Genomic DNA, 15,116 nt, shown 5'->3' with positions numbered 1-15,116 from the left:
GTCCTGTTACAAATTCTTTTTTAGCAACCACTTTATCGCTCCGTCGGACTGGGCTAAAACAAAATCAACAGGTCGCGGTCGGGTGGGAGTGACGTATGGGTGCGCGCAGTTCTTCGTCACGCCGGAATTCGTCTACCGTGGCGTGGCTCGACAACGGTGAGTCACTCGAGCAGCGCTCGCCACTCATTCAGGAACCAAAGCTCGCGCCAGCGCCGCGAGAGGCACCGTCCCCTCGCTATCTGTACATGGGCCTGGGGATTCTGCTGTTCCTGTTCGGCGTGTCGCTCGTCACGCTGCTGGTGGCTGAAGCCAAGACCTCGCATTTCCAGGCTCAGGAATTCTCACGCTATGCCGCGACGCTGCGTTATTCGGTAGAACCCGGTCGCAGCCAGCAGATACAGTTCCCCAGCCACGGCCCCTTCGATCAGCGTCTGGGCTATACCCTGCTTCCCGAGTTCGAGTCACGCCTGCTGGCTCGCGGCTATGAGGTCACCGAGCAGGCACGCTTCTCGCTAGCCCTGCTCGACTACACTCGTCGCGGCTTCTTCCCGCCCTATGCAGAGAAGACCCAGGGCGGCCTGCTCATCGAGGAGTGTCGGGGCGATACGCTCTATCACTTCCGCTATCCACGGCGCCAGTACCCCAGCTTCGACTCGATTCCACCGCTCGTGTTGGACGTTCTGCTGTTCATCGAGAACCGCCAGTTGCTGAATGAAAGCACGCCCTACGCCAACCCTGCCGTCGACTGGCCGCGCTTCACCAAAGCGGCCCTGTCGCAGGTGGGTCGTGCCCTGGATCTGCCCGGCCAGGCCGCCGGCGGCAGCACGCTTGCCACTCAGCTCGAGAAATATCGCCACTCTCCCCAAGGGCTGACCTACTCGCCCCGGGAGAAATTGCGCCAGATGGTGTCGGCCAGCGTACGCAGCTACCGGCATGGCCCCCAGACCATGACGGCTCGCCAGGACGTGGCGCTCGACTACCTCAACACCGTGCCGCTATCGGCCGCCCCCGGTTATGGCGAAGTACATGGTATCGGCGATGGCCTGTGGGCCTGGTTCGGGGCCGATTTCGATACCTTCAATCGTCGTCTGGCCATCGGCTTCGACGCGGTCGACGAGCGTACCGAGCAGGGATTTGCCCTTCGTCAGGTCGTGGCGCTGATGATCGCGCAGCGGCGTCCCTCATGGTATCTCGCCGGCGGTCGGCGGGCGCTGGAGGACCTGACCGACAGCTACTTGCGACTGCTGCGACAGGAAGGCGTGGTACCGGATACGCTCGCCCAGGCAGCGCTGGAGCAACGCCTGACATTTCGTGATTACACCGAAGCGCCCGTCAGCCTGCGTGTGGAAGCCGACAAGGCGATCCAAGTCGCACGCCAGCGCCTGGGCGGCATGCTGGGCATGTCGCTCTACGATCTCGATCGCCTCGACCTCAGCGCTCGCACCACTCTCGACGCCAGTCTTCAGCGGGAAGTGACCCGTTATCTGCATCGCCTGGCGGACCCCGGGTTCGCCGGTGAAGTCGGCCTGTTGGGAGACCGCTTGCTGTCACCCGACCGGACACAGGACGTGCGCTACAGCTTCACCCTTTTCGAGCGCAGCGAAGAAGGCTTCATGGTTCGCGTGCAGACCGACAATACCGATCAGCCATTCGACATCAACGAGGGCAGCAAGCTGGAGCTCGGCTCCACCGCCAAGCTGAGGGTACTGGCCACCTATCTGGAAGTGATCGCCGAGTTGCACGCACGCCATGCGGGAAAGAGCCATGAAACGCTACGTGCGATCGAGACCGATCGTCAGGATGTGCTCAGCCGCTGGGTACTGGATCGGCTCATCGAGTCCCCTGAGCTCAGGCTCGACGAACTCTTGCACATGGCCATGGAGCGACGCTACTCGGCAAGCCCGGGGGAAGCTTTCTTCACCGGCGGCGGGCGACACACGTTCAACAACTTCCGTCGTGAGGACAACGGGCGCAACCCGACCCTGGCCGAAGCCATGCGCGAATCGCTCAACCTGCCTTTCATACGCCTGATGCGCGACCTGGTACGCTACAGCACTCATCGCAACGAACCGCGCAGTCAATTGCTGGAGGACGATGGCGATCCACGGCGCATGGAGTATCTGCGCCGGTTCGCCGATCGCGAGGGACGCACCTACCTGCAGCGTTTCTGGCGCAAGTACCGGCATATGGAGAACGACCAGCGACTCGTTACCTTCCTCGAAGGACTCAACGTCTCGGCGCCACGGCTGGCCGCCGTCCATCGCTACCTGTTTCCCGAAGCCAGCCGCGATAATTTCGCCGCCTTTCTTACCGCCTGGCTACCCGATGCCATCCGCCTGAACGAACGCGAGGTAGATACGCTTTACGAGCGCTACGCACCAGGAAACCATTCGCTCACCGACCAGGGCTATATCGCCAAGGTGCATCCACTGGAGCTGTGGCTGTTGGGCTATCTGCTCGACTACCCCGATGCGAGTTTCGGCGAGGCTGCTTCCGCCAGCGCGGACGAGCGTCAGGAGGTCTACCAATGGCTGTTCAGGACGCGCCATCGCAGCGCCCGTGATGTGCGTATCCGCACCATGCTAGAGGTCGAGGCGTTCAGTGATATTCATGAGCGTTGGCAGCGCCTGGGCTACCCCTTCGACCACCTGGTGCCTTCGCTGGCCACTGCCATAGGCTCATCGGGCGATCGTCCGGCGGCGTTGGCGGAGCTGATGGGCATCATTCTCAACGACGGTGTGAGGCTACCCACCCTGCGCATCGACGAACTGCACTTCGCCGCCAATACCCCTTACGAGACACGCTTCCTGCCAGCCGGCGGGCGAGCCCAGCGCGTCATGGCTCCCGAAGTGGCCGCGGTGCTGCGCGAAACGCTGTCGCAGGTGGTCGAAGGCGGTACCGCCAGACGCCTTCAGGGCAGCTTCACGCTCGAGGATGGTTCATCGCTGGTGCTGGGCGGCAAGACCGGCACCGGCAACAACCGGATCCAAACGGTAGGTCGCGGCGGCCAGGTCACTAGTTCCCGGGCGCGCAACCGCACGGCGACCTTCGTGTTCTATCTCGGCGAGAACCATTTCGGCACCCTTACTGCCTATGTTCCCGGTAGCGCCTCGGACAACTTCCGCTTCACTTCGGCTCTGCCGGTCCAGGTGCTCAAGGGCATGGAGCCGATCTTGCACCCCTATTTGTCAACGGGCAGCGGCGCCTGCCGCTCCGCTCCGAGCGGTGAGTATCATTTCGCCGAGGGTGAAGTCGATCATTCTCCCCATGCCTCGAGCGAGGATCCCGCCGTGTCGTCCGGCCTGGCCCTGCGCTAGTTCTCGTGCCGTCCGCCTTGCAGGGAGATGGCGAAAAACAGCGAGTAGAATACCGGTACCGCAATCAGCGTGAGCAACGAGGCGAAGGCCAACCCACCCATGATCGTCACGGCCATGCTGTTGAAGAATGCGTCGAACAATAGCGGCAGCATGCCCAGGATGGTGGTGCCGGCAGCCAGCATCACCGGACGCAGACGGCTGACGCTGGCATCCAACAGCGCGCTCAGACGCTCCTTGCCGGTCTTGATCTGAGCATCGATCTCGTCGACCAGCACGATGGCGTTCTTCATCAACATGCCGGAAAGGCTGAGCATGCCCAGCAGAGCGGTAAATGAAAACGGCAATCCGGTGAGCAGCAGGCCGATCACCACACCACAGATTGACATGGGTACCACCAGCCAGATGATCAAGGGTTGGCGCAGCTTGCCGAACAGCAGAATCGAGACCACCAGCATGGCAACGAAGCTCAACGGCAACTGCCGGGCCAGGGATTCCTGGGCATCGCTGGAATTTTCATACTCGCCTCCCCAGGTGAGCGCATAGCCGGGCGGAAGCGTCATGTCCTCGATTGCCCCGCGTACGGTCGAGAAAGCCGCATTGGCGGTGTATCCTTCGGCCGGGTCGGCCTGAACCGTCAAGGTCCGTACACGATTTCGTCGATGGATCAGCGCCTCCTGACTTTCGGTCGCGAAGCCATCCACGATCTGGGTGATGGGTATGAAGCGCTGCTCGGCGCTGCTCCATACCATGCGATCGGCCAGCCGCGAGACGTTCCGCCGCTCGTTTTCCGGCGGGCGGGCGATGATGGGAATCAAACTGTCGCCTTCGCGGTAGGTCCCCGCACGCACCCCCGATGAGGCGAACTGCAGGGTCTGAGCCAGCTCGTCACGGCTCACGCCGGCGATCCGTGCCCGCTCCTCGTTGAACTGCGGCGCCACGACGGTTTCCTGCTCGCGCCAATCCTGACGAATGTCGATCAGCGCAGTATTGTTACGCATGACTTGCTTGGCCTCATCCGCCAAGCGGCGCAGTACGGCCGGGTCGCTGCCGTGGAAACGCGCCTCGATCTGAGCGCCGGTACCGGGACCGAACTGGATACGCTGGGTACGCACCCGGGCTTCGGGAAAAGCCGCCTGTAGTTCGGCGTAGACTTCGCTATCGAGTTCAGCAATGCGCTCGAGGCTCTCAGCCCGCACGATGAACTGGGCATAGGCGGGATCGGGCTGCTCCGGAGCATAGGTCAGCATGAAACGCGTCGCCCCGCGACCGATGAAGGTCGACACCGTCTCGACGCCGGCCTTGTCCAGCAGATAAGACTCGATACGCTCTGCATCGTGCCGGGTGGTGCGGATGTCGCTACCCTGGGGCAACTCGTAGTTGACGTAAAACATCGGTGTGTTCGAGTCGGGAAAGAACGACTGCGAAACGAAGGTGAACCCCCAGGCACAGGCGGCCGTCACTCCCACCAACAAGGCCACGGTCAGCCCGCGCAGGCGCAGCGTCAGCGACAGGAAGCGGGCATAGAGGCGATAGATCAGCCCACCATGCGGATCCTTGTCGCTGCCAAGCCGTGCGTGACGAAACAGATAGTAGCCGAACAGCGGCGTGACGGTGATGGCCAGCGCCCAGCTCAGCAGTAACGAGACCGCTATTACCGCGAACAGAGAGAACAGGAACTCGCCGGTCACGTCATCCGACAGGCCGATACCCGAGAAGGCCAGAATGCCGATGACCGTGGCACCAAGCAGCGGTATTTGGGTACGGCCGGCGGCCTCGCTGGCAGCCTCCTTGACCGCCCTGCCACGCTGCATGTTGATCAGCATCCCTTCGGCCACCACGATGGCATTGTCCACCAGCATGCCCATGGCAATGATCAGGGCGCCAAGCGAAACCCGCTCCATCTCGATATCGAACACCCACATGAAGAACAGCGTGCCGAGTACGGTGAGCAGCAGCGTTGCGCCGACCACCATGCCGACCCGCCAGCCCATGAACAGGCACAGCACACCGATGACGATGGACACCGACATGGCCAGGTTGATCAGGAAATCGTTGATCGCTTCGTCGACGACACGATGTTGTTCGTAGATGGGATGCAGCTCGACGCCAAGCGGTATGCGTCCTTCCAGCGCATGGAGATGCCGCTCCACGGCTTCGCCCACCTCGACGATGTTGGCCTCGGTCACACCGGCCACGGCCAGGGTGAAAGCAGGCTCGCCATTGTGCCGGATCAAATGGCCAGGCACCTCGACGGCTTGACGCGTTACCGTGGCGATATCGATCAGGGAGATCTGCTCGGTGGTACCGGGGCGGCCGATACGAATCGATTCGATATTGGCCACGCTGTCGACCCCGGCACGCACGACGATGCGTACGTGGTCGTCGCCGATGCGCATCGAGCCGGCATCGGCGACCTGGTTTTCGGTCTGGATGGTATTGATCACGTGATCGACGGGAATTCCGAGGGTAGTGAGCCGCTCGTTGGGAATCTCGATATAGATCGCCTCTTCGCGCTCGCCGGCCGTGGCAACCCGCGCCACGTTGGGCACCGTGAGGATCTCCCGTTGGAGAAAGCGCGACACGTCGCGAATTTCACTCTCGCTGTAGCCAGGTGCCGTCACGGCGTAAAAGATGCCGTAGACTTCACCGAAATCGTCATTGACCTGCGAGGGCGAGGCACCTTCGGGCAATGCCGCCTGGGTATCGTTGATCTTGCGCCTGAGTTCGTCCCAGATCTGCGGTAGCTGGTGGCTGCGGTAGGTGGAAGCGACCTCGACCTCGATCTCCGAGCGTCCAGGCATGGAGAGCGACTCGATCACGTCGATCTGCTGCAGCTCCTGAATGGCCGTTTCCAGGCGCTCGGTCACCTCCTCTTCCACTTCCTGGGCGGTCGCGCCGGGGTAAGGCGTGTTGATGATGGCATTGGGTATGGTGAACGAAGGGTCCTCGAGCTTGCCGAGGTTATTGAAGCCCCAAATGCCACCGACCAGGCAGATGACGACGATGAGCCAGGTCACGACCGGCCGTTCGATGGACGACTTGGCGATATCCATATCCTGCTCCCGGGCTAAAGAGTCGCTTCCATGGGACGCACCCGCGCATTCTCATGCAGCAGATGCGCGCCGGCGGCGACGATGCTCTCCCCCGCTTGCAGGCCAGCCAAAACCGGCACCGACTCGCCCTGTATCTCACCGATCAGTACGCTGCGCTGCGCTACCCGCTGGTCGTCGGCATGGTACACCCAAACCCGAAAGCCGCCTTCGCTGTCCTTGTCGAGCGCCGTGAGCGGGATACTCAGCGCCCCATGGTCGATGGCATCGATCAGCGAGACGGCCACTGACACCGTCATGCCCGGCAACGCCCCGACCTCGGCGGGCTCGGTGATGGCGAAATCCACCTCGTAGGTCTGCGCCACCACATCGGGTTCGGTGACGTGTTCGCGGTACTCGAGCGGAAAGCGCTCGCCGGGCACGGCGAGCAGTTCGGCCTCGACCTGGAAGCGCTCGGGGTCGCTGACATGGCGCACCAGGGTTTCGGGCACGTTGATCTTGACCCGCAACTCGGTCACGTCCTGTACACGCACGATGGCCGTATTGGGCTGCACGTTGCTATGGTTCTCGATCAGCCGCCGTGTCACCAGCGCATCGAAGGGTGCCTCGATGGTGGTATAGGAGAGATCCTGCCGGGCGCTGTCGCGTTGAACTTCGGCAAGCTCGTAGCGGGTGCGCACCTCGTCGAATGCCGACTGGGAAATGGAGTTGTTGTCGAGCAGGTGCCGGGTACGCTCCATCTCGCGCCTCGCCAGCTGATATTCAGCTTCGGCGCGCCGCACGGCCAGCTCGTAATCGGCCGGATCCAGCCGGGAAACCGTTTCGCCCTGCTCGATCACTTCCCCCTGACGCGGCGGCATCTCGGTCAATTGCCCGCCCACGCGAAATGACAAGTCGACCGTACGTACGGCCTCCACGCGACCGACGAAGCGTCGGCTCGGCACGAGACTGTGCTCGCCCACCTCGACGAGCTTTACCACCCGCACAGCAGACTCTTCCTCATCGACTTGCTGCCGGTCGCAACCGGCCAGAGTCAGGATGAGAAGCGTTATGAGCATCACAGCTCGCTTCATCGACCAACCTCCCTGTGAACCCGCTCACCATGTAGAGGCAGAGATCCATGCAAAGACTGCCTGAACGACTAACCATAGACCATACACCGGCGTAGGTAAGCCGTATCCGCCAGCAATTAAAGCATACGTTTGAAACATGGTGTTTGTCGAAGGGAATAAGGATGCCTCCGTGATACCGACTGCTGCGCCGCGTGCCGGTGCGGGATGCCTTGCTCAGAACAGGCCAAGCTGCTTGTCGACCAAGCTGGCGAAATCATCCCCCAGGAAAGGCAGGATGGCATCGGCGACCGGCTGTAGCTGCCGCGAAAGATAGTGTTGGTAGTCGATGGTGGAGCGGCGTGCCTCGAGCGGCTCGGGTCCGGCCACGGTGATGACATAGCGAATCCAGCCGCCATGCTGGTACTGCCGAGGGCGTCCCAGCCGGTCGTTGAGTTCGTCGGCCAGGCGGGCGGCGCGTACGTGGGGCGGTACGTTGCGGCGGTACTCGTCGAGCCGACGACGCAGCCGCTTGTGGTAGACCAGTTGCTCGTCGAATTCGCCGGCCAGGGTCCGACTGACGTAGTCGCGCACATAGTCCCGGTAGGCCTCGCCGACGAAGATGCGGCGATAGAGCTCCTGCTGAAAGGTCTTGGCCAGCGGCGACCAGTCGGCACGCACCGTCTCCAGTCCCTTGAACACGACATGCTCAACGCCCCTCTCGTTGCGAACCAGTCCCGCGTAGCGCTTCTTGCTGCCCTCCTCGGTCCCGCGGATGGTCGGCATCAGGAAGCGCCGAAAATGGGTTTCGAACTGCAGTTCCAGTGCGCTCGTCAGACCAAGTTTACTGTCGAGGTGTTGTGCCCACCAGCGGTTGACCCGCTCCGCCAGGTGCCGACCGATGGCATGGGCTTCATCCTCCTCATGGGCGCTCCCCAGCCAGACGAAGGTGGAATCGGTATCGCCATAGATCACGGTAAAGCCTTCGGCCTCGATCAGCTCACGGGTGCGCCGCATGATTTCATGACCGCGCAGCGTGATCGACGAGGCCAGGCGCGGGTCGAAAAAGCGGCAGCCACGCGAGCCGAGAACGCCGTAGAACGAGTTCATGATGATCTTGAGCGCCTGGGAGAGTGGTCCATTGCCCTCGCGCTTGGCGGCTTCTCGCCCCTGCCATACCCGCTCCACCATGTCGGGTAGCGCGTGTCGGGTACGCGAGAAGCGTGCGCCGCGAAAGCCCGGGACCGCCTGCACCTCGGGCTCGCTCAGGCCCACCACCAGACCGACCGGATCGACCAGGAAGGTGCGGATGATGGAGGGATAGAGACTCTTGAAATCGAGCACCAGCACCGAGTCGTAGAGTCCCGGCCGGGAATCCATGACGAAGCCGCCCGGGCTGTCCTCTCCGCCGCGCCCTTGCGCAAGGCTCGGCGCCACGAACCCCAGCCGGTGCATGCGCGGCAGATAGAGGTGCGAGAAGGCCGCGACCGAACCACCGCTGCGGTCAGCCGGCAGCCCGGTGACGCTGGCACGCTCGAGTAGGAAATCGATGAGCTCGGTCTTGACGAAGATCCGTGTGACCAGTTCACAATCCTTGAGGTTGTAGCGTGCCAGGGCCGGCTTGTCCTCGGCGAACATGCGCTCGATCTCATCCATGCGCTGGTAGGGGTTGTCGATGGCCTTGCCCTCGCCCAGCAGCTCCTGGGCGACGTGCTCGAGACTGAACGAGGCAAAGCGCCAGGTGGCCTGGCGCAAGGCTTCGATACCGTCGATGATCAACCGCCCCGCCGCCGAGGCAAAGAAATGGTTGGGATTGCTGCCATGAACACGCCACCCTAGCGGCTCGCCACCCCGCCCCAGGCGCAAAGGCATTTCCAACTGCTCGGCATGACGCTGCAACAGGCGCAGGTCGAACTGCACCAGGTTCCAGCCGATGATCGCATCGGGATCGTGCCGGGCGAACCAGGCGTTGAGCCGTTCCAGCAGCGCACGCCGACTGTCACAGTATTCGAGCGCGAAATCGGGCGAGCCCTCGGCCTCGCCATCCTCACCGGCCGGCGAGCCCAGCATGAACACCTGGCGTTGCTCGCCACACGCAATCGCAATGGAGTAGAGATCGCCCTGCGCACTGGTCTCGATATCCAGCGAGGCCAGCCTGAGCCGGGGGCGATACCCCTCCTTAGGGCGGAGCTGAGCATCATGCAGGGAACCATCATCGGCTTGCCGTCCGGTAAACGACACTGGCGCGGTAATGAAGCGTTCCATGAGGTAGCGCTCCGGCGGACGTACGTCTGCCTCGAGTACCTCGATACCGGCCTCATCGAGGCGCCGAGCCAGCTGCTGCAACCGGCGATATTGCGTGCAATAGAGCCCCACTACCGGCCGCTGACGGAAATCGCGCAAGGCCAGGGGTTTGAGTTCAACACCCATCTCGCCCTGCAGGATACGCTGTGCGCGTCGGCGCTGCTCGGCGGGGAGAAAAGCCACCACTGGCTGCGGTGGCAGGCGCAGGTAGCGTGGTCCTCCTTCGGTCGCCAGCCAGAACGCCACCTCACAACCCGCGGGGGTGTCCCGCCAGTGCCGTGTCAGCACGAACCCCTGCTCTTCCACCGCCGTCTCTCTCAACCTGCCGGACCGGCTGATATGTTACCTGGCGGGATCGAGACTGTCGCTGTCGTCCATGCCTTGCGACGCATGGGAAGCGTTTACGCGGGTTTTAGCCTATGGGTTCAGCACTGCCCGGCAGGCTGGCGGCAGGGTACGGCTCGGCAGTGGGTAGCTCTCGGGACGAGGCGTCGGCGCCAGTGCCTGACAGCCATCGCCGGGCGGCGGCGGAGGCTGGTTGACGCACTCCGCCTGACCCGGCGGGCAGCGCAGGCGTACATGCAAGTGCTCGTCGTGAGAATGCCAGGGGCGAATCACACGCAACCAGGTGCGGTCGTCCCACTCCCGTTCGCACAGATCACGCTTCACGGCGGAGTCGACGAAAATTCGTGTTACCCGCGGGTCGTCGGCCGCCAAGCGAATGAGTTCAGCATGCCGATCCGTCCAACGCTCATCCAGTCGCTGGGTGCGCGGATCGACCAGAATTGGCTGCTCGAGCGCCTCGCGCTCGCTACGTTCGAGAAACGGGAGGTCGAGGCGAAACCAGACGTCGGCATCGAGTCCGGTCTGATGGCTGACATGGCCATACGGCATCGGCCCACCGCGCGGCTGGGCCATGTCACCCACCAGGATCGGGCCGAAGCCGGCCCGATTGACGCGCTCGCCCAAGCGCTCGACGTAATCGATGAGCGAGGGGTGTCCATAGTGGCGGTTGCGTTCGAGATCCACCGCCTGGTAACCGATGCCTTCTTCGGGCAGTCGTACCGCACCAGCGATACAGCCTCCATCGTATGGGCCAATCACGCGCGGCGGGCCGGCCAGTGGCTCGCCGACCTCCGACCAGTCCGCCGGCGTGGTGGGCGCCGCCGAGGCGCTGGGTTGCGCACTGGCGGCCAGCGTGCCGCTGGCCATGAAAGTCGCCGACAACATGACGCCCACTAAGCGTGGGCGTCGGGTGAAATAACGTAACGACATCGAAGATTCATCCTTGCCAAACGGTGGATTTCCTCAATCGCGTTCTTGCAGGGCAAGCCATTCGAGGCCGGGCCGATAGAGCATGTCGTGTTCACCATCGAACAGTGCCAGCTCGGCCAGACCCGACTGCAGATGCAGCAGGACCGGTGCCTCGGCTTCGTCGAAGAACGGGTAATCGCGCTGCTCGTGCAGCGACGACTCGAGCAGCGCCTCGGGTATTTCACCGTGCGCCGTGATCGCCTCGATCTGCTCCCGGGAGATGCGCGCGTCCTCCGCAACCAGATCGTTGTAGGCATGCAGCGCCTGATCGACCGGCACGGTCTCGTCGTCGATGCCGTGAGCGATGAGCACACGGATCTCGCCGGCCGCATCGGGCACGTGCGCCCTGGGGCTACGCTGCATGCATTCGTCATGGGCTTCGCTACCCTCCTCCGGCACGCCACCACAGGCGCCCGCTATCTCTTCGGCGTAATCCTCTCCGCGCTCGTCGTTCCACTCATGCCAGCTGACGAGATCGTAGACCGGCACCCAGGCGGCCACCCCGGCGAACGTATCGGGATGACGGCTGGCCAGGTGCAGCGCATTCATGGCACCACCCGAGTTCATGGCACCACCCGAGTAGCCCAGCAGATAGATGCGGGATTCATCGACATTGGCATGCTCGCGGGCATATTCCAGTGCGTCCTCCATGTCCGAGATGACCGGATCCGAAGCCATCGACTCGGGCCGGCCATCGTTGGCGCCACGAAAGTCGGGGTGCATGAAGACCCAGTCGTTGGCGACGGCAAACTGCGCGAGGGGAATGTCGATGTTCTGCCGGTAATCGGTACTCCAACTGTGCAGCACCAGCAGCAAAGGACGCTCTTCATCGCTATCCGGCGCATGGAACAGCGCTGGCTGCTCGGCATCGTCGGCGGAAGAGTCGATCTCGATCTCTTCGACCTCGGGTACATGCTCCTGCCACGCCTCCAGATCGGCATCAATGAGTTCACCGGGAAAGTCGGTCACGACCAAGTGCTCGCTGGGATGCTCCAGTCCGCTCTCCTCGGTCTCGCCTTCCGCTTCGATACCCATCAAGCGTTTCGATTCGGGCTCCTGCGCTTGCGCCAGGCCAATGCCGATCTGCACGGACAGCGCTGCCAGCAGCAATGCCAAACTACCCGTTTGCGCAGCGGTAGCAGACCGACAAGATAGATAGCGAGCGGTCGAGGCCGAACCGAGGGGATGGAGCAACATGCGGGAAGGGGAAGTGGCGCCTTTGTGTTCCATGGCATACCTCCTGACAGCGGCAGGTTCCTTGGCGTTGTCTCCTCCAGTCTAGTCGCCAAGCCAGGTGTTGCCAGGCGCCCTTGACGAACCGGCCCATGCCGAGGCATGGGCCGGTCGGTCTTCCGCCGTGCCGCCGGTCGCTCGGCCAGCACGGCACATCGGTGTCGGGTATTCAGTCACAGGGTACCACGGCACGACTGGTGTCCTTGGCCCACAGGGTCTGGCCATCGGGCGTGCTACCGTGCGAATTCCAGGTTTCCGTCACCTCGACACAGTAGGAGCCAAGGTCCTCGACGCTGCGCTCCGGATCGGCGGGACGATCGTTGCCGATCCGCATGATATCGGGGTTCTCGCTACTATAACGCGGAGCGACGGCATTGGCGCCACAACCTACCAGCAGCGCGGAGATGAGTAGCAGGGGCAGAGTGAGTCGCAGTTTCATCGTATCATCCTCACGAAAGTTTCAGTCATTCGTTCGTTTTTCGGATGATGCGTAACGGGCTTTGCGTTGAGTCCTGCCGCGACGGTCCATCCCTTTGACCAATCGTCAGCGGATGACCTCATCTTACCCCAACCTCCCTACAAGGTGCCAACCTTCCCCCCACGGCAGATGCAGCGAGCGGGGAAGACGGATACAATCGAGAGTCTGTTTTTCTTGGGAATTCCAGAGCCGATATGTCGAACTCCACCAGCGCCCCGCGCAAGATCCTGGTCACCAGCGCCCTGCCCTACGCCAACGGCTCGATCCACCTTGGCCATCTGCTGGAGTACATCCAGACCGACATCTGGGTGCGTTTCCAGAAGAGCCGCGGCCACGAGTGCCATTACGTATGTGCCGACGACGCCCACGGCACCGCGATCATGCTGCGCGCCGAGCAGGAAGGCATCAGCTCCGAGGCACTGATCGAGCGTGTCTCGAAGGAGCACCAGGCGGATTTCGCCACCTTCGGGGTCGCCTTCGACAACTATCACTCGACACATTCCGAAGAGAACCGCTACTACAGTGAACTCATCTACACTCGCTTGCGCGACGCTGGCCACATTGCCACCCGCGACATCGAGCAGATGTACGATCCGGTGAAAGGGTTGTTCCTGGCTGACCGCTTCATCAAGGGCACCTGCCCCAAGTGCAAGACTCCCGACCAGTATGGCGACAACTGCGAGGCCTGCGGTGCCACCTACACGCCGGCGGAGTTGATCGACCCCGTATCGGCGATCTCGGGTGCCACTCCGGAAGTGCGCAGCTCCACGCACTATTTCTTCAAGCTGCCGGACTTTACCGACTTCCTGAAACAGTGGACCCGTGGCGGCCACGTGCAGTCCCAGATCGGTAACAAGCTGCAGGAGTGGTTCGAATCGGGGCTCAACGAGTGGGACATCTCCCGCGATGCCCCCTACTTCGGCTTCGAGATTCCCGATGCACCGGGCAAGTACTTCTATGTCTGGCTCGATGCACCGATCGGGTACCTGGCGAGCTTCAAGAACCTCTGTGAACGTACCGGCATCGACTTCGACGCCTACTGGAGAAAGGACTCCGAGGCCGAGGTCTATCACTTCATCGGCAAGGACATCGTCTATTTCCACGCCCTGTTCTGGCCCGCCATGCTGCATGGCGCCGATTTCCGCACCCCCACGGCAGTGAACTGCCACGGCTTCGTCACGGTAAACGGAGCCAAGATGTCGAAGTCACGTGGCACCTTCATCAAGGCCGCCACCTATGCGGAATTCCTCAACCCGGAATATCTACGCTACTACTTCGCCGCCAAACTCACCTCACGGGTCGACGATCTGGATCTCAATCTGGAAGACTTCGCCGCCCGGGTAAACGCTGACCTGGTCGGCAAGGTGGTCAACATCGCCAGTCGCTGCGCCGGCTTCGTCAAGAAGCTGGGCGACGGTAGGCTCTCGACCCATTGCGTCGAGCCGGAACTGGTGGCGCGCTTCATCGCCGCCGGCGACGCCATTGCCGAGGACTTCGAGGCGCGCGAGTTCGGTCGCGCCGTGCGCAAGATCATGGAACTGGCCGATGAGGCCAATACCTACATTGCCGACAAGGAACCCTGGGCACTGGCCAAACAGGAAGGACGCGAGCAGGAGGTACTGGAAATCTGCTCGGTGGGTATCAACCTGTTCCGCCAGCTGATGGTCTATCTGGCTCCGGTGGTACCGGCCATGGCCGAGCAGGCGCGTCAGTTCCTGCAGTTGGAATCGCTCGCCTGGGAGAGCCGCCAGGACGCGCTGCTAGGCCACGAAATCGCCAAGTTCAAGCCCTTGATGACCCGCGTCGAGCGGGACAAGATCGATGCCATGATCGAGGCATCGAAGGAGGATCTGGTGGAAGAACGGAAGCTCAAGGAAGCGGCTAAGGGGCCGCTTGCCGACGATCCCATCGAAGAACGTATCTCCTTCGACGACTTCGCCAAGGTCGACCTGCGCATTGCCCGCATCGCCAAGGCCGAGTACGTCGAGGGCGCCAACAAGCTACTGCAACTGACCCTGGACCTGGGCGGCGAAACGCGCAACGTGTTTGCCGGCATTCGCTCCGCCTACGCTCCGGAGGCTCTGGAAGGACGCTTGACCGTGATGGTTGCCAACCTGGCGCCGCGCAAGATGCGCTTCGGCGTATCCGAGGGCATGGTGCTAGCTGCCGGCAACGACGACGGCATCTACCTGCTCTCCCCAGACTCCGGCGCCGAACCTGGCCAGCGCATCAGGTAAAGGCTTCAGCAAGGACTATAGCGCGGCTTAGGTCGCGCTTTTCATTGTCTTATGGCTACAACAAGCCAACTCGTAACGCAGCGGGGGGCGCGTATAATGCCGGGTCGCCAACCGCTTGCCGACGGCCAATCCGT

At 62.6% G+C, this 15,116-nt stretch carries 8 protein-coding genes; 2 read left to right on the top strand and 6 right to left on the bottom strand.

The features are described 5' to 3' along the window. Positions 1-137 precede the first annotated feature (137 nt). A complete protein-coding gene (locus HOP51_RS19065) occupies positions 138-3,317 on the top strand; it encodes a transglycosylase domain-containing protein (protein WP_234275463.1) in 3,180 nt (1,059 codons plus the stop codon). Here HOP51_RS19065 and HOP51_RS19060 read toward each other — a convergent pair. From HOP51_RS19060 to HOP51_RS19035, 6 genes are all read right to left on the bottom strand, one after another. Beyond that, entirely contained in the window at positions 3,314-6,370 is a 3,057-nt protein-coding gene (locus HOP51_RS19060; protein ID WP_234275462.1) for an efflux RND transporter permease subunit, read from the bottom strand. The two genes, HOP51_RS19065 and HOP51_RS19060, sit on opposite strands and share 4 nt — an antisense overlap. Positions 6,371-6,384: 14 nt before the next feature. Further along, positions 6,385-7,425, bottom strand: coding sequence for an efflux RND transporter periplasmic adaptor subunit (locus HOP51_RS19055; RefSeq protein WP_234275461.1), 1,041 nt, complete (start codon positions 7,423-7,425; stop codon positions 6,385-6,387). 228 nt (positions 7,426-7,653) lie between these two features. Continuing rightward, the gene (locus HOP51_RS19050; protein WP_234275460.1) at positions 7,654-10,026 is read right to left on the bottom strand and encodes a DNA polymerase II; all 2,373 of its coding nucleotides are present in this window, start codon (positions 10,024-10,026) and stop codon (positions 7,654-7,656) included. Positions 10,027-10,137: 111 nt separating this feature from the next. Beyond that, positions 10,138-10,995 carry a penicillin-insensitive murein endopeptidase gene (mepA, locus tag HOP51_RS19045; RefSeq protein ID WP_234275459.1) on the bottom strand — a complete coding sequence of 286 codons (858 nt, stop codon included), beginning with the start codon at positions 10,993-10,995 and terminating at the stop codon, positions 10,138-10,140. Positions 10,996-11,028: 33 nt separating this feature from the next. After that, a complete protein-coding gene (locus tag HOP51_RS19040; RefSeq protein ID WP_234275458.1) occupies positions 11,029-12,264 on the bottom strand; it encodes an alpha/beta hydrolase family protein in 1,236 nt (411 codons plus the stop codon). 172 nt (positions 12,265-12,436) lie between these two features. Next, the gene (locus HOP51_RS19035; RefSeq protein WP_234275457.1) at positions 12,437-12,706 is read right to left on the bottom strand and encodes a hypothetical protein; all 270 of its coding nucleotides are present in this window, start codon (positions 12,704-12,706) and stop codon (positions 12,437-12,439) included. A 233-nt stretch (positions 12,707-12,939) separates the two neighbouring features. Between HOP51_RS19035 and metG the strand changes: the two genes are divergently transcribed. Beyond that, the gene (gene metG / locus HOP51_RS19030) at positions 12,940-14,982 is read left to right on the top strand and encodes a methionine--tRNA ligase (protein ID WP_234275456.1); all 2,043 of its coding nucleotides are present in this window, start codon (positions 12,940-12,942) and stop codon (positions 14,980-14,982) included. The last annotated feature ends 134 nt before the right edge of the window (positions 14,983-15,116 follow it).

The organism is Billgrantia zhangzhouensis, from assembly GCF_021404465.1.
Taxonomy (GTDB): domain Bacteria; phylum Pseudomonadota; class Gammaproteobacteria; order Pseudomonadales; family Halomonadaceae; genus Halomonas; species Halomonas zhangzhouensis.
Note: the sequence above shows the minus strand (reverse complement) of the source record. Positions and strands in the feature narration are given on the sequence as shown.